The organism is Kitasatospora setae KM-6054 (assembly GCF_000269985.1).
Lineage (GTDB): Bacteria > Actinomycetota > Actinomycetes > Streptomycetales > Streptomycetaceae > Kitasatospora > Kitasatospora setae.
Genome location: NC_016109.1, coordinates 3,523,585 through 3,538,137, shown reverse-complemented (window position 1 = coordinate 3,538,137; position 14,553 = coordinate 3,523,585). Strand labels below are relative to the sequence as shown.

Sequence of the window (14,553 nt, the reverse complement as noted above, 5' to 3'; positions counted from 1 at the left end):
GCGTCGTGAGACGGCCGGGTCGCCCCGCAGCGGGCGACCCGGCCGTCTCGTGCGTCGTACGGTGGAGGGCAGTCCCGAAGTCAGAACGTGGAAGGCGTTGACCAGATGGTGGAGATCAAGACCCCCGAGCAGATCGCGAAGATGCGGGCGGCCGGGCTGGTCGTCGCCGAGGCGCTGAAGGCCGCCCGCGAGGCGGTCGCCCCGGGGGTGACCACCGGGGAGCTGAACGACGTCGCCGACGCGGTCATCGCCAAGCACGGCGCCACCTCGAACTTCCGCGCCGACCACGGCGGCCTGTGGTTCCCGGGCGTGATCTGCGCCTCGGTGAACGAGGAGGTCGTGCACGGCATCCCCGGCGAGCGGGTGCTGAAGGCCGGCGACCTGATCTCGATCGACTGCGGCGCGATCCTGGACGGCTGGCACGGCGACGCGGCGATCACCGTGGCGGTCGGCGAGACCGCCGCCGAGAACGTGATGCTGTCGCGGGTCACCGAGGGCTCGATGTGGGCCGGCATCGCCCAGATGAAGAAGGGCAACCGGCTGGTCGACGTCTCCCGGGCGATCGAGGGCTTCATCCGGCGCCAGCCGCTGCCCCCGAAGGGCAAGTGGGGCATCACCGAGGGCTACGGCGGCCACGGCATCGGCACCGCGATGCACATGGAGCCGCACGTGCTGAACTACGTGGCGGGCCGCGGCAAGGGCATGAAGCTCGTCCCCGGCACCGTGCTGGCGATCGAGCCGATGGTCTCGCTCGGCACCCCGCACACCGAGGTGCTGGCCGACGACTGGACGGTCGTCACCACCGACGGCACCTGGGCCTCGCACTGGGAGCACTCGGTCGCGATCACCGAGCAGGGCCCGCTGGTGCTGACCGCCTTCGACGGCGGCCGGGCCGAGCTGGCCAAGCTGGGCGTCACCGCGGCGCCGGACCCGCTGGGCTGACCGGGCGGGAGTGAGTCGCTTCTCTCAGCGGAGCCCGGGGGTTTGGACCTCCGGGCTCCTTGTCCTATTTTCATCAGCGGACACCTGCAGCTACCCAGGGGAGAGACAGTGCTCAAGGGCTTCCGCGACTTCATGATGCGCGGCAACGTCATCGACATGGCCGTCGGTGTGGTCATCGGTGCCGCGTTCACCGGCGTGGTCACCGGCTTCGTCAGCGCCTTCCTGACCCCGGTGCTCGGCGTGGTGGTCGGCGCGGCCGGCGACTTCAGCGCCTACAAGTTCCACGCCGCGGGCGTCATCTTCCCGTACGGCCAGTTCCTGAACGTGCTGATCGCGTTCGTGCTGACCGCCGCGGTGCTGTACTTCTGCGTGGTGCTGCCGGTCTCCAAGGCCACCGCGCGGTACCTGCCGAAGAAGCCGGCCACGCCGAAGCGCCCCTGCCCCGAGTGCCTGACCGAGATCCCGGAGGCGGCCCGCCGCTGCTCGGCGTGCACCGCCGTGGTGGAGCCGCTGGTGCCGGTCCAGATCGCCGCGAAGCGCTGATTTCGCTCCGGCACGGTGCTTGGTTTACGATGGTGCGTCGGCTCTCTCGTAGCGTGTTTCGGCACGCCCTCAGCCCAATGGACACTGTCCGGGCCGAGGTGAAGCCTGGTTCGCACGAGCGTTCCGCATACGGTAGCCGGACCCGAAGGGTGGATCTCGCAGTTCATGGCTAAGAAGCAAGGCGCCATTGAGATCGAGGGCACCGTGATCGAGTCTCTTCCGAACGCGATGTTCAAGGTCGAGCTGCAGAACGGTCACAAGGTCCTCGCGCACATCAGCGGCAAGATGCGCATGCACTACATCCGCATCCTCCCGGATGACCGGGTCGTGGTGGAGCTCAGCCCCTACGACCTGACCCGCGGCCGGATCGTCTACCGCTACAAGTAACAACCGCCAGATCTAGACCCCGGAGAACCTGAGTCATGAAGGTCAAGCCGAGCGTCAAGAAGATCTGCGACAAGTGCAAGGTGATCCGCCGTCACGGCCGGGTCATGGTGATCTGCGACAACCTGCGCCACAAGCAGCGCCAGGGCTGATCACCCCCGCATTTCTCGTAGGACCTTCGCGCGACGCGCACCACGTCATAAGCGGGCCGCCCGATCCGTCCGGAAGGACGGACTGCCACCCCCGGTCAGAGGCCGGGGCTCCCTGTCGAGAGACAGCGAGTAGGCGGCACGTCAGACCTCTGAGAAGAACCACAGGAGCCTTGAATGGCACGCCTTTCCGGCGTTGATCTCCCCCGCGAGAAGCGGATCGAGATCGCCCTCACCTACGTCTACGGCATCGGCAAGACCCGCGCGCAGCTGGCGCTCGCCGAGACCGGCGTGAGCGGTGACATCCGCGTCCGCGACATCAGCGAGGACGACCTCGTCAAGCTGCAGAAGTTCGTCGACGCGAACTTCGAGGTCGAGGGTGACCTCCGCCGCCAGGTCGCCGCCGACATCCGCCGCAAGGTCGAGATCGGCTGCTACGAGGGCCTGCGCCACCGTCGCGGTCTGCCCGTCCGCGGCCAGCGCACCCACACCAACGCGCGTACCCGCAAGGGCCCGCGTCGCGCGATCGCCGGCAAGAAGAAGCCGGGCAAGAAGTAGTCCGTCCCGTCACCGGACATCCCTCCGGCCCGCGGGTCAGCGGACCGACCACCTCAGTAGGAGAACAGACTTATGCCCCCCAAGGGTCGTCAGGCTGCCGGCGCGAAGAAGATCCGCCGCAAGGAGAAGAAGAACGTCGCTCACGGGCACGCCCACATCAAGAGCACGTTCAACAACACCATCGTTTCGATCACCGACCCCTCGGGCAACGTGATCTCCTGGGCCTCGGCCGGCCACGTCGGTTTCAAGGGCTCGCGCAAGTCCACCCCGTTCGCCGCGCAGATGGCCGCCGAGGCCGCTGCCCGTCGCGCGCAGGAGCACGGCATGCGCAAGGTCGACGTCTTCGTCAAGGGTCCGGGCTCCGGCCGTGAGACCGCGATCCGCTCGCTCCAGGCCACCGGCCTGGAGGTCGGCTCGATCCAGGACGTCACCCCCACCCCGCACAACGGCTGCCGTCCGCCGAAGCGCCGCCGCGTCTGACGCGACGCCTGGGGTCACCAGGCGGGTGGTGTTTTAAACCTCGTACGGGGTCCTGTTTCGTGCAGGACCCCGTACGCTTGAGTTCTATCGGCATCAAATAGTGGGTGCCGGAGACAACTGGAGGATCCAGAACATGCTGATCGCTCAGCGTCCTTCGCTGACCGAAGAGGTCGTCGACGAGTTCCGCTCGCGGTTCGTGATCGAGCCGCTGGAGCCGGGCTTCGGCTACACCCTCGGCAACTCGCTCCGCCGCACGCTCCTCTCCTCGATCCCGGGCGCCGCTGTCACCAGCATCCGGGTCGACGGCGTCCTGCACGAGTTCACCACCGTGCCGGGCGTCAAGGAGGACGTCACCGACCTCATCCTGAACATCAAGCAGCTGGTCGTCTCCTCGGAGCACGACGAGCCGGTCGTGATGTACCTGCGCAAGCAGGGTCCGGGTGTGGTCACCGCCGCCGACATCGCGCCCCCGGCCGGTGTCGAGGTGCACAACCCCGAGCTGGTCCTGGCCACGCTGAACGGCAAGGGCAAGCTGGAGATGGAGCTGACCGTCGAGCGCGGTCGCGGCTACGTCTCCGCCGTGCAGAACAAGGCCTCGGGCCAGGAGATCGGCCGGATCCCGGTCGACTCCATCTACAGCCCGGTGCTCAAGGTCACCTACAAGGTCGAGGCGACCCGTGTCGAGCAGCGCACCGACTTCGACAAGCTGATCGTCGACGTCGAGACCAAGCCGGCCATGCGTCCGCGCGACGCGATGGCGTCGGCGGGCAAGACCCTGGTCGAGCTGTTCGGCCTGGCCCGCGAGCTGAACGTCGACGCCGAGGGCATCGACATGGGCCCGTCCCCGACGGACGCCGCCCTGGCCGCGGACCTGGCGCTGCCGATCGAGGAGCTGGAACTCACCGTCCGCTCCTACAACTGCCTCAAGCGCGAGGGCATCCACACCGTGGGTGAGCTCGTCGCCCGCTCGGAGGCCGACCTGCTCGACATCCGCAACTTCGGTGCGAAGTCGATCGACGAGGTCAAGGCGAAGCTGGCCGGCATGGGCCTGGCCCTCAAGGACAGCCCGCCCGGGTTCGACCCGACCGCCGCCGCCGACGCCTTCGGCGCCGACGACCTGGACGACCAGGGCTACGCGGAGACCGAGCAGTACTGAGTTTCGACACCCGGGGCGGTCCTCGCCGGACCGCCCCGGGTGGCGTGAGAAGTCGTGCGGACGCGGTGTCCGCACGCCCGCCGCGGTACCTGGTACGGCCGTAGGCGGAGATTCGAGGAGCTGAACATGCCCCGTCCCACCAAGGGTGCCCGTCTCGGCGGCGGCCCGTCCCACGAGCCGCTGCTGCTGGCCGGCCTGGCCCGCGAGCTGTTCCAGTACGGCCGCATCACCACCACCGAGGCCAAGGCCCGTCGCCTGCGCCCGCTGGCGGAGAAGCTGATCACCAAGGCGAAGAAGGGCGACATCCACAACCGTCGCCTGGTGCGCAAGACCATCACCGACGTGTCGGTCCTGCACACCCTCTTCACCGAGATCGCCCCGCGGTTCGAGAACCGCCCCGGCGGCTACACCCGCATCACCAAGATCGGCGGCCGTCGCGGCGACAACGCGCCCATGGCCGTGATCGAGCTGGTCGAGGGCGAGATCGCCACCAAGGCGACCGTCGCCGAGGCCGAGGCCGCCACCAAGCGCTCCGTCAAGGAGGCCGAGACCAAGGCCGCCGAGACCAAGGCCGCCGAGGCCGCCGAGACCAAGGCCGCCGAGGCCGAGGAGACCAAGGCCGACGAGGCCGCCGAGACCACCGAGGCCTGAGTACTCAGGTAGGTCTCCGACCGGGCCCGTTCTCCCGTCCACCGGGGGAGCGGGCCCGTTCGCATCCCAGCAGTGAGACAGGGGAGTTGGAGTGGTGAACGACTGCGCGGAGCTGCCGCCGGTGAAGGACGGCCCGGCGGACGGGCACACCCGGATCAGGCTGGACCTCGCCTACCACGGCGCGGAGTTCTCCGGTTGGGCCCGGCAGCGCGAACGGCGCACCGTGCAGGGCGAGTTGGAGGACGCGCTGCGGATCGTGCTGCGCAGCGAGGAGAACTTCCCGCTGACCGTGGCGGGCCGCACCGACGCCGGGGTGCACGCCCGCGGTCAGGTCGCGCACGTCGACCTGCCGGACGCGCTCTGGGCCCAGCACGGGGAGAAGCTGCTGCGCCGGCTCGCCGGGCGGCTGCCCGCCGACGTCCGGGTGTACCGGGTGGCCGAGGCGCCGCACGGCTTCGACGCCCGGTTCGCGGCGATCTGGCGGCGCTACGCGTACCGGGTCGCCGACCACCCGGGCGGGGTCGACCCGCTGCTGCGCGGCCACGTGCTCTGGCACGACCGGCCGCTGGACCTGGAGAAGATGAACGAGGCGGCCCGGCTGCTGGTCGGCGAGCACGACTTCGCCGCGTACTGCAAGAAGCGGGAGGGCGCGACCACCATCCGCACCCTGCTGGAGCTGCACTGGGAGCGGGTGCCGATCGACCCGTACGCGGCCCAGGAGGGTTCGCTCGCGGTGGCCACCGTGCGGGCGGACGCGTTCTGCCACAACATGGTGCGCGCGCTGGTCGGGGCGATGCTGCTGGTCGGCGACGGGCACCGGCCGGTGGAGTTCCCGGGGAAGGTGCTGGCGGGCGGGGTGCGCGACTCCGCGGTCAACGTGATCCGGCCGCACGGGCTGACCCTGGAGGAGGTCGGCTACCCGGCCGACGAGCAGCTCGCCGAGCGCAACCGGATCTCCCGCCGGCTGCGGACGCTGCCGGCGCCGACGCCCGCCGGCTGACCGGGCCCGGGCCGGCCGGTGAGCCCGGCCGGCCCGCCGGGCTCACCGGCTCGGGGAGGCCGACGCGCGGGCGCTCGCCGAGGCGCCGGCGCTCGCCGACGCGCCGGGGCTCGCCGAGGCCCCGCCCTGCTGCAGCGTGGACAGCGCCTGCTGGCCGCGGGCGAGCAGGATGGCCTGGGCGTAGTCGGAGATGTCGCGGGCGGCCTGCGAGGCGCTGGTGTCGCCGCTCGGGACCGGGGCGTTGCCGAGCGGCCCGGCCACCGTCAGGTAGAGGTAGCGCCCGTACACCGCCTGGTTGGTGACGCAGGTCACGTTCTGGCAGAACGGCTGCTTGGTGGCGGTCAGCGAGAGCACGCTGCCCGCCCCGGCGTCCCGGGCCCGGCCGGCGGCGGCCTTGTCCGGCAGGTCGGCGATGGCGACGGTGATGCCGAGGGTGCCGTCGGTGTAGGTGGCCCGGTGGATGTGCAGGCACTTGTTGGTCACCAGGATCTGCCCGATGTCCGGGGTGACCGCTTCCTCGCAGTGGTTGAGCTTGGTGTTGCTGGTCACCGACCTGGTGTAGGTCCGGCCGTTGACGGTGATCTGGTCCTGCGGGAACAGCGCGGCGGCGTTGATCGGCGCGGTGTCGTACTTGGTGTCGCTGAGCACGTCGACGGCGGTGCTCGGCAGCGTCTCGGACGGCGAGGGCGCGGCGGTCGGGGTCGGGTCGGCGACCGGCTTGTCGCCCTTGCCGGAGAGCAGCACGGTGGTGGTGACGATGCCGCCGACCACCAGCAGCGCGAGGACGCCGGCGCCGATCGACCAGAGCCGCTTGCGGCGGCGCCGGGCGCTCTCGTTGTCCTCGGCGAGCGCCTGCCAGTCCGGCCCGCTCGGCCCGTTCGGACCGCCCTGCGCGGGCGGCGCCTGGAGCGGCCCGGGGTAGCCGTAGCCGTCCTGCGGCGGGTAGCCGTAGCCGGCCGGCCCCTGCTGCTGGTACTGCTGCTGCGGGTACGCGTACGGCGCCGGCTGCGGCTGCCCGGCGGCGTAGGGCTGCTGCTGGTACGGCACAGCGCCCTGCTGCGGGGGCTGCGGGGACTGCGGGAACTGCGGCGCAGCGGGCTGCTGCGGCGGCTGTTCGCCGGACTCGGGGAGGTTCGCCGACCCATCGCTCATAGGCGCGAATAATAGGGCATCGGGGTGGTCCGGCCGGAGGGGATGGGCGGGATGGCCGGGTAATCGGGTTGGGAGCCGGGCGGATCGCTTGGCACAATCCCTGGGCATGGGACATGTCGAGATCTCGCACCTTGAGTACTACCTGCCGGACGGGCGGGTGTTGTTCGACGACGCGTCCTTCCGGGTCGGCGAGGGCGCCGCGGTGGCCCTGGTCGGCGCGAACGGCGCCGGCAAGACCACGCTGCTGCGGATGATCGCGGGCGACACCCAGCCGCACGGCGGCTCGGTGACCGTCAGCGGCGGCCTCGGGGTGATGCGCCAGTTCGTCGGCACCACCGGCCGGGAGAGCACCGAGGAGGCCCCGGGCGCGCTGCCCGCCGACGCCTCGGTGCGCGACCTGCTGGTCTCGGTCGCCCCCCGGCGGATCGCCGACGCGGCCCGCGCGGTGGACGCCGCGGAGCTCGCGATGATCGCCCAGGACGACGAGAAGTCGCAGATGGCCTACGCCCAGGCGCTCTCCGACTGGTCGGACGCCGGCGGCTACGAGTACGAGGCCGACTGGGACGTCTGCACGGTGGCGGCCCTCGGCGTCCCGTTCGAGCGGGCCCAGTGGCGCGGCCTGAACACGCTCTCCGGCGGCGAGCAGAAGCGGCTGGTGCTGGAGGCGCTGCTGCGCGGCCCCGACGAGGTGCTGCTGCTCGACGAGCCGGACAACTACCTGGACGTCCCGGGCAAGCGCTGGCTGGAGGAGGCGATCCGGGCCACCAACAAGACCGTGCTGTACATCTCGCACGACCGCGAGCTGCTCTCCCGCACCGCCGAGAAGATCATCGCCGTGGAGTCCGGCGCGACCGGCTCCAGCGTCTGGGTGCACGGCGGCGGCTTCGACACCTTCCACGAGGCCCGCAAGGCCCGCTTCGAGCGCTTCGAGGAGCTGCGCCGGCGCTGGGACGAGGAGCACGCCAAGCTGAAGAAGCTGGTGGTGACGCTCCGCCAGGCCGCCGCGGTCAGCCACGAGATGGCCTCCCGGTACGCCGCCGCGCAGACCAGGCTGAAGAAGTTCGAGGACGCCGGCCCGCCCGAGGCGCCGCCGCGCGAGCAGTCCATCACCATGCGGCTGAAGGGCGGCCGCACCGGCGTGCGGGCCTTCACCATGAAGGGCCTGGAGCTCTCCGGCCTGATGAAGCCCTTCGACCTGGAGGTCTTCTACGGCGAGCGGGTCGCCGTGCTGGGCTCCAACGGCTCCGGCAAGTCGCACTTCCTGCGGCTGCTGGCCGGCGACGCGGCGGTGCGGCACGGCGGCGAGTGGAAGCTCGGCGCCCGGGTGGTCCCCGGCCACTTCCGGCAGACCCACGCCCACCCCGAGCTGCTCGGCCGCACCGTCCGCTCGATCGTCGAGGAGGAGCACGCGCTCTCCCGCGGCGCGGCGATGTCCGCGCTGCGCCGCTACGAGCTGGACCGGCAGGAGGAGCAGAAGTTCGAGTCGCTCTCCGGCGGCCAGCAGGCCCGGCTGATGATCCTCAAGCTGGAGCTGTCCGGCTCCACCGCGCTGCTGCTCGACGAGCCCACCGACAACCTGGACCTGGAGAGCGCCGAGGCGCTCCAGCAGGGCCTGGAGGCGTTCGACGGCACCGTGCTGTGCGTCACCCACGACCGCTGGTTCGCCCGCAGCTTCGACCGCTTCCTGGTGTTCGGCTCGGACGGCCGGGTGTACGAGGCCCCGGAGCCGGTCTGGGACGAGACCCGGGTCGTCCGCGACCGCTGATCCGAAACCCGTCGCGCCGGGCCGGTTTGGATTCCACCCCACCGGCCCGGTAAGGTTGGCCGCTGTTGTGCGTATTGGCTCGCTCTATCTCACGTGAGAGGTCGGTACGCCGGAGACGACAGGCCGAACTCCAGCGGCTGCCCGAATTGCGTCCGGGCGGATCGGCTGGAGGCCCCGGGCCTTGGTGCTCCTGTCAGGACCCACTCACTGAAAAGCGAAGGCTACGACCGTGCGTACGTACAGCCCCAAGCCCGGCGACGTCCAGCGTCAGTGGCACGTCATCGACGCGACCGACGTCGTGCTCGGCCGCCTGGCCTCCCAGGCCGCCAACCTCCTGCGGGGCAAGCACAAGGCGATCTACGCGCCGCACGTTGACACTGGTGACTTCGTCATCATCATCAACGCCGACAAGGTGCACCTCTCGGGCAACAAGAAGACCCAGAAGCTGGCCTACCGCCACAGCGGCTTCCCGGGCGGTCTCCGCTCGGTCCGCTACGACGACCTGCTCGCGAACAACCCGGAGAAGGCCGTCGAGAAGGCCATCAAGGGCATGGTTCCGAAGAACAGCCTGGGCCGTCAGATGCTCTCGAAGCTGAAGGTCTACTCGGGCGACCAGCACCCGCACGCTGCGCAGCAGCCGGTGCCGTTCGAGATCACCCAGGTCGCGCAGTAATTCCGGCCACCCACACCCCAACTGACGTAGAAGAGCTGAGGAACACCGTGGCCGAGACTGCCATCGAGAGCACCCTCGAGGTCGAATTCGACGACGAGAACGTCGACGAGTACACCACCGAGACCGAGTACACCACCGAGTCGCTGGCCGGCCGCTTCGGCGAGGCCGTCCCCGGCGCCGGCCTCGGCCGCCGCAAGGAGGCGATCGCCCGCGTGCGCATCGTCCCCGGCACCGGCCAGTGGAAGATCAACGGTCGCACCCTGGAGAACTACTTCCCCAACAAGGTGCACCAGCAGACCGTGAACGAGCCCTTCAAGCTCCTGGAGCTGGACGGCCGTTACGACGTCATCGCCCGCATCGCCGGCGGCGGCGTCTCCGGTCAGGCCTACGCGCTGCGCCTCGGCGTGGCCCGTGCGCTGAACGAGGCGGACGTGGACAACAACCGCGCCGCGCTCAAGAAGGCCGGCTTCCTGACCCGCGACTCGCGCGCCGTCGAGCGCAAGAAGGCCGGTCTCAAGAAGGCCCGCAAGGCCCCGCAGTACAGCAAGCGCTAATCGCACCCTTCATGCGATCCTCGCCCCGGAGCACTCCTGTGCTCCGGGGCGTTGTGCCTCCCGGGCCGGTGCGGAGTCCGGGCGGCGCTACCACACCAGCCCCGCACCAGCGGCGCGACAGGACGGGACGAACGCGAACATGACACGACTCTTCGGTACGGACGGCGTACGCGGGGTGGCCAACGAGAGCCTGACCGCGGAGCTGGCCCTGGGCCTGTCGGTGGCCGCCGCCCACGTGCTGGGCGACGCCGGCGCCTTCGAGGGCCACCGCCCGGTGGCCGTGGTCGGCCGGGACCCGCGGGCGTCCGGAGAGTTCCTGGAGGCCGCCGTGATCGCCGGCCTGGCCTCGGCCGGCGTGGACGTGCTCCGGGTCGGCGTGCTGCCGACCCCCGCCGTCGCCTACCTGACCGGCGCGCTCGGCGCGGACTTCGGCGTGATGCTCTCCGCCAGCCACAACGCGATGCCCGACAACGGCATCAAGTTCCTCGCCCGCGGCGGCCACAAGCTGGACGACGCGCTGGAGGACGCCATCGAGGCGCACTACCGCCGCTACGGCGCCGGCGACGAGAGCTGGAACCGCCCCACCGGCGCGGCGGTCGGCCGGGTCCGCCAGTACAACGAGGGCTTCGACCGGTACGTGGCCCACCTGGTCGCGGTGCTGCCGAACCGGCTCGACGGCGTCAAGGTCGTCATCGACGGCGCCCACGGCGCGGCCGCCCGGGTCGCCCCCGAGGCCTTCGCCCGGGCCGGCGCCGAGGTGGTCTACACCCTGGGCACCGAGCCGACCGGCCTGAACATCAACGACGGCGTCGGCTCCACCCACCTGGACAAGCTGTGCGCCGCGATGAAGGAGCACAAGGCCGACCTCGGCATCGCCCTGGACGGCGACGCCGACCGCTGCCTGGCCGCCGACGCGGACGGCAACGAGGTCGACGGCGACCAGATCATCGCGATCCTCGCGGTCGCCATGAAGGAGGCCGGCACGCTGCGCCGCAACACCGCGGTCGCCACCGTGATGTCCAACCTGGGCTTCAAGCTGGCGATGGAGCGCGAGGGCGTCGGCCTGGTGCAGACCGCGGTCGGCGACCGGTACGTGCTGGAGGAGATGAAGCACCACGGCTACGCGCTCGGCGGCGAGCAGTCCGGCCACGTGATCCTGCTGGACCACGCCACCACCGGCGACGGCACCCTGACCGGCCTGATGCTGGGCGCCCGGCTGGCCGCCACCAAGCAGCCGCTGGCCGACCTGGCCGCCGTGATGACCCGGCTCCCGCAGGTCATGATCAACGTCAAGGGCGTGGACAAGAACCGGGTCGAGTCCTGCGTCGAGCTGCAGCTCGCCGTCACCGAGGCCGAGGCCGAGCTCGGCGGCACCGGCCGGGTCCTGCTGCGCAAGTCCGGCACCGAGCCGCTGGTGCGGGTGATGGTCGAGGCGGTCGGCCACGCGCAGGCGCAGGACGTCTGCCAGCGGCTCGCCGACGCCGTCCGGCTGCACCTGGGCTGAGCCCGGCTCCGGGCCGGGGGCGGCGCGCCGCCCCCGGCCCGCGCGGTCAGAGCTTGCGCAGCAGCGCCCGGCGGACCTTGTGGTCCGCCCCCTTCTGCAGGACCAGGGTGGCCCGGCCCCGGGTGGGCAGCACGTTCTCCAGCAGGTTCGGCCTGTTGATGGTCCGCCAGACCTGGCGGCCGTAGTCCATCGCCTCCTCCTCCGGCACCTCGGTGAAGCGCCGGAAGTACGAGTTCGGGTCCTGGAACGCCGTCTGCCGCAGCTTGCGGAAGCGGTCCAGGTACCACGCCTCGATGTCGTCGGTGCGGGCGTCCACGTAGATCGAGAAGTCGAAGTAGTCGGCGACCGCCATCCGGGTCCGCCCGTCCGTCCCCGGCAGGGCGGGCTGGAGCACGTTCAGGCCCTCGACGATCAGGATGTCCGGGCGCTCCACCACCAGCCGCTCGCCCGGCACGATGTCGTAGACCAGGTGCGAGTAGACCGGCGCGGTGACCCGCTCCTTGCCCGCCTTCACGTCGGCGACGAAGCGCATCAGCGCCCGCCGGTCGTACGACTCCGGGAACCCCTTGCGGGCCATCAGGCCGCGCCGGCGCAGCTCCGCGTTGGGCAGCAGGAAGCCGTCGGTGGTGACCAGCTCCACCCGCGGGTGCTCGGGCCAGCGGGCCAGCAGCGCCTGCAGCAGCCGGGCGGTGGTCGACTTGCCGACCGCGACCGAGCCGGCCACGCCGATGATGAACGGGGTGCGCACCCGCTCGGTGTCCGGCGTGTCGAGGAACGAGCCGACCGCGCCGCGCAGCTCGTGGGTGGCGTGGACGTACAGGTTGAGCAGCCGGGACAGCGGCAGGTAGACGTCCCGGACCTCGTCGAGGTCCAGCGCCGTGCCGAGTCCGCGCAGGCGCTCGACCTCGTCGGCGGTGAGCGGCAGCGGGGTGCGCTCGCGCAGCGCGCTCCACTCGGCGCGGTCCAGATCCACGTACGGGGAGGGAGTGGGCGCGGGCGGCGCACCCTTCGTACAGAGTTCGGTCAGCACGGTGTCCATTGTGGGCCGTCCCCGGGCCGCCGGGTGTTGTGGTGTCGGTCACCCGGTGTGCTCACCCGACGTACCGAGGGCCGAACAACCGCACTTATGCTGGCGCACATGTGCGGAATTGTTGGATATACGGGCCCTCAGGAGGCCCTCGACGTAGTGATCGCGGGTCTGCGGAGGCTGGAGTACCGAGGGTACGACTCGGCCGGCGTCGCGGTGCAGACCGAGGGGGCGGCCGGGCAGTGGCTGCTCTCCACCGACAAGCGGGCCGGAAAGCTCGTCAACCTCGAGAAGTCGCTGGCCGAAACCCCTCTCCCGGCCGGCACCACGGGCATCGGACACACCCGGTGGGCCACCCACGGCGGTCCCACCGACGCCAACGCCCACCCCCACCTCGACGACCACCGCAAGGTCGCGGTCGTCCACAACGGCATCATCGAGAACTTCGCGCGGCTGCGCGCCGACCTCGCCGACCGGGGCCACACCCTCCGCTCCGAGACCGACACCGAGGTCGTCGCCCACCTGCTCGCCGAGGCGTACGACGGCGACCTGGCCGAGGCCATGCGCGCGGTCTGCCGCCAGCTCGACGGCGCCTTCACCCTCGTCGCGGTGCACGCCGACGCCCCGGGCACGGTGGTCGGCGCCCGCCGCAACTCGCCGCTGGTGGTCGGCGTCGGCGACGGCGAGAACTTCCTCGCCTCGGACGTCGCCGCGTTCATCGCGCACACCCGCGAGGCCATCGAGCTCGGCCAGGACCAGGTCGTCGAGCTGCGCCCCGAGGGCGTCACGGTGACCAACTTCGACGGCACTCCCGCCGAGGTCCGCGAGTACCACGTCGACTGGGACGCCTCCGCCGCCGAGAAGGGCGGCTACGACTACTTCATGCTCAAGGAGATCGCCGAGCAGCCGAAGGCCGTCGCCGACACCCTCCTCGGCCGGATCGGCACCGACGGCCGGCTCACCCTCGACGAGCTGCGCATCCCCGACCAGGTGCTGCGCGAGGTCGACAAGGTGGTGATCGTCGCCTGCGGCACCGCGTTCCACGCCGGCATGATCGCCAAGTACGCGATCGAGCACTGGACCCGGATCCCCTGCGAGGTCGAGGTCGCCAGCGAGTTCCGCTACCGCGACCCGATCATGGACGACCGCACCCTGGTCATCGCCATCTCGCAGTCCGGCGAGACCATGGACACCCTGATGGCGCTGCGGCACGCCCGCGAGCAGGGCGCCAAGGTGCTGGCGATCTGCAACACCAACGGCTCGACCATCCCGCGCGAGTCCGACGCCGTCCTCTACACGCACGCCGGACCGGAGGTCGCGGTCGCCTCCACCAAGGCGTTCCTCACCCAGCTGGTCGCCTGCTACCTGGTCGCCCTCTACCTCGGCCAGGTCCGCGGCACCAAGTGGGGCGACGAGATCTCCTCGGTCATCCGCGAGCTCGGCGACGCCCCCCGCCAGGTCGAGCAGGTGCTCGGCACCATGGAGCCGGTCCGCGCGCTGGCCCGCTCGCTGGCCGACGCCCGCTCGGTGCTCTTCCTCGGCCGGCACGTCGGCTTCCCGGTCGCCATGGAGGGCGCGCTCAAGCTCAAGGAGCTCGCCTACATGCACGCCGAGGGCTTCGCCGCCGGCGAGCTCAAGCACGGCCCGATCGCCCTGATCGAGGAGGGCCTGCCGGTCGTCGTGGTGGTGCCCTCGCCGCGCGGCCGCTCGATCCTGCACGACAAGATCGTCTCCAACATCCAGGAGATCCGGGCCCGCGGCGCCCGGACCATCGTGATCGCCGAGGAGGGCGACGAGGCCGTCGTCCCCTACGCCGACCACCTGATCCGGATCCCGGTCACCCCGACCCTGCTCCAGCCCCTGGTCTCCACCGTCCCGCTCCAGGTCTTCGCCTGCGAGCTGGCCACCGCCAAGGGCCACGAGGTCGACCAGCCGCGCAACCTGGCCAAGTCCGTCACGGTCGAGTAGCCCGCGTATCCTCCCTGCCCGGGGGTGGACGGCCACCCCCGGGCGCG

At 71.1% G+C, this 14,553-nt stretch carries 16 protein-coding genes; 14 read left to right on the top strand and 2 right to left on the bottom strand.

What is annotated here, in order from left to right; translation table 11 throughout:
• Positions 1-105: 105 nt before the first annotated feature.
• From map to truA, 9 genes are all read left to right on the top strand, one after another.
• A complete protein-coding gene (gene map, locus KSE_RS15495) occupies positions 106-942 on the top strand; it encodes a type I methionyl aminopeptidase (RefSeq protein WP_014136260.1) in 837 nt (278 codons plus the stop codon).
• Between the two features lie 108 nt (positions 943-1,050).
• Positions 1,051-1,485 carry a large conductance mechanosensitive channel protein MscL gene (mscL, locus tag KSE_RS15490; protein ID WP_014136259.1) on the top strand — a complete coding sequence of 145 codons (435 nt, stop codon included), beginning with the start codon at positions 1,051-1,053 and terminating at the stop codon, positions 1,483-1,485.
• 165 nt (positions 1,486-1,650) lie between these two features.
• A complete protein-coding gene (gene infA / locus KSE_RS15485; RefSeq protein WP_003956442.1) occupies positions 1,651-1,872 on the top strand; it encodes a translation initiation factor IF-1 in 222 nt (73 codons plus the stop codon).
• 35 nt (positions 1,873-1,907) lie between these two features.
• A complete protein-coding gene (rpmJ, locus tag KSE_RS15480; protein ID WP_003956441.1) occupies positions 1,908-2,021 on the top strand; it encodes a 50S ribosomal protein L36 in 114 nt (37 codons plus the stop codon).
• 174 nt (positions 2,022-2,195) lie between these two features.
• On the top strand, positions 2,196-2,576 hold the full coding sequence (rpsM, locus tag KSE_RS15475; protein WP_014136258.1) for a 30S ribosomal protein S13: 381 nt from the start codon (positions 2,196-2,198) through the stop codon (positions 2,574-2,576).
• A 72-nt stretch (positions 2,577-2,648) separates the two neighbouring features.
• Positions 2,649-3,056 (top strand): 30S ribosomal protein S11, encoded by a 408-nt coding sequence (gene rpsK / locus KSE_RS15470; RefSeq protein WP_014136257.1) that lies wholly within the window; start codon positions 2,649-2,651, stop codon positions 3,054-3,056.
• Positions 3,057-3,189: 133 nt separating this feature from the next.
• Positions 3,190-4,212, top strand: a complete 1,023-nt coding sequence (locus KSE_RS15465; RefSeq protein ID WP_014136256.1) for a DNA-directed RNA polymerase subunit alpha — start codon at positions 3,190-3,192, stop codon at positions 4,210-4,212.
• Between the two features lie 126 nt (positions 4,213-4,338).
• Positions 4,339-4,863 carry a 50S ribosomal protein L17 gene (gene rplQ / locus KSE_RS15460; protein ID WP_014136255.1) on the top strand — a complete coding sequence of 175 codons (525 nt, stop codon included), beginning with the start codon at positions 4,339-4,341 and terminating at the stop codon, positions 4,861-4,863.
• Between the two features lie 121 nt (positions 4,864-4,984).
• Positions 4,985-5,863 (top strand): tRNA pseudouridine(38-40) synthase TruA, encoded by an 879-nt coding sequence (gene truA, locus KSE_RS15455; RefSeq protein ID WP_033257980.1) that lies wholly within the window; start codon positions 4,985-4,987, stop codon positions 5,861-5,863.
• A 42-nt stretch (positions 5,864-5,905) separates the two neighbouring features.
• Here truA and KSE_RS38475 read toward each other — a convergent pair whose 3' ends face one another.
• Positions 5,906-7,015 (bottom strand): hypothetical protein, encoded by a 1,110-nt coding sequence (locus KSE_RS38475; RefSeq protein WP_051055239.1) that lies wholly within the window; start codon positions 7,013-7,015, stop codon positions 5,906-5,908.
• 106 nt (positions 7,016-7,121) lie between these two features.
• Here KSE_RS38475 and KSE_RS15445 point away from each other — a divergent pair, with 106 nt between their 5' ends.
• The 4 genes from KSE_RS15445 (at position 7,122) to glmM (ending at position 11,511) form a co-directional block, all read left to right on the top strand.
• A complete protein-coding gene (locus KSE_RS15445) occupies positions 7,122-8,780 on the top strand; it encodes an ABC-F family ATP-binding cassette domain-containing protein (RefSeq protein ID WP_014136252.1) in 1,659 nt (552 codons plus the stop codon).
• 229 nt (positions 8,781-9,009) lie between these two features.
• Complete coding sequence (gene rplM, locus KSE_RS15440) at positions 9,010-9,453, top strand: 50S ribosomal protein L13 (protein ID WP_014136251.1); 444 nt, start codon at positions 9,010-9,012, stop codon at positions 9,451-9,453.
• A gap of 47 nt (positions 9,454-9,500) precedes the next feature.
• On the top strand, positions 9,501-10,007 hold the full coding sequence (gene rpsI / locus KSE_RS15435; RefSeq protein WP_014136250.1) for a 30S ribosomal protein S9: 507 nt from the start codon (positions 9,501-9,503) through the stop codon (positions 10,005-10,007).
• A 139-nt stretch (positions 10,008-10,146) separates the two neighbouring features.
• Positions 10,147-11,511, top strand: a complete 1,365-nt coding sequence (gene glmM, locus KSE_RS15430; protein WP_033257968.1) for a phosphoglucosamine mutase — start codon at positions 10,147-10,149, stop codon at positions 11,509-11,511.
• Between the two features lie 46 nt (positions 11,512-11,557).
• Here the strand turns inward: glmM and coaA are convergent, their stop codons facing one another.
• A complete protein-coding gene (coaA, locus tag KSE_RS15425) occupies positions 11,558-12,550 on the bottom strand; it encodes a type I pantothenate kinase (RefSeq protein WP_014136248.1) in 993 nt (330 codons plus the stop codon).
• A 99-nt stretch (positions 12,551-12,649) separates the two neighbouring features.
• Here coaA and glmS point away from each other — a divergent pair, with 99 nt between their 5' ends.
• Positions 12,650-14,506 (top strand): glutamine--fructose-6-phosphate transaminase (isomerizing), encoded by a 1,857-nt coding sequence (gene glmS, locus KSE_RS15420; RefSeq protein ID WP_033257978.1) that lies wholly within the window; start codon positions 12,650-12,652, stop codon positions 14,504-14,506.
• Positions 14,507-14,553: the final 47 nt, after the last annotated feature.

Excerpts from the sequence above, each read along its gene's own strand:
- coaA (WP_014136248.1), bottom strand. The coding sequence starts at position 12,550 with ATGGACACCGTGCTGACCGAACTCTGTACGAAGGGTGCGCCGCCCGCG.
- map (WP_014136260.1), top strand. The coding sequence starts at position 106 with ATGGTGGAGATCAAGACCCCCGAGCAGATCGCGAAGATGCGGGCGGCC.
- rplQ (WP_014136255.1), top strand. The coding sequence starts at position 4,339 with ATGCCCCGTCCCACCAAGGGTGCCCGTCTCGGCGGCGGCCCGTCCCAC.
- rpmJ (WP_003956441.1), top strand. The coding sequence starts at position 1,908 with ATGAAGGTCAAGCCGAGCGTCAAGAAGATCTGCGACAAGTGCAAGGTG.
- KSE_RS15445 (WP_014136252.1), top strand. The coding sequence starts at position 7,122 with ATGGGACATGTCGAGATCTCGCACCTTGAGTACTACCTGCCGGACGGG.
- glmS (WP_033257978.1), top strand. The coding sequence starts at position 12,650 with ATGTGCGGAATTGTTGGATATACGGGCCCTCAGGAGGCCCTCGACGTA.
- KSE_RS38475 (WP_051055239.1), bottom strand. The coding sequence starts at position 7,015 with ATGAGCGATGGGTCGGCGAACCTCCCCGAGTCCGGCGAACAGCCGCCG.
- KSE_RS15465 (WP_014136256.1), top strand. The coding sequence starts at position 3,190 with ATGCTGATCGCTCAGCGTCCTTCGCTGACCGAAGAGGTCGTCGACGAG.
- rpsK (WP_014136257.1), top strand. The coding sequence starts at position 2,649 with ATGCCCCCCAAGGGTCGTCAGGCTGCCGGCGCGAAGAAGATCCGCCGC.
- rpsM (WP_014136258.1), top strand. The coding sequence starts at position 2,196 with ATGGCACGCCTTTCCGGCGTTGATCTCCCCCGCGAGAAGCGGATCGAG.
- glmM (WP_033257968.1), top strand. The coding sequence starts at position 10,147 with ATGACACGACTCTTCGGTACGGACGGCGTACGCGGGGTGGCCAACGAG.
- infA (WP_003956442.1), top strand. The coding sequence starts at position 1,651 with ATGGCTAAGAAGCAAGGCGCCATTGAGATCGAGGGCACCGTGATCGAG.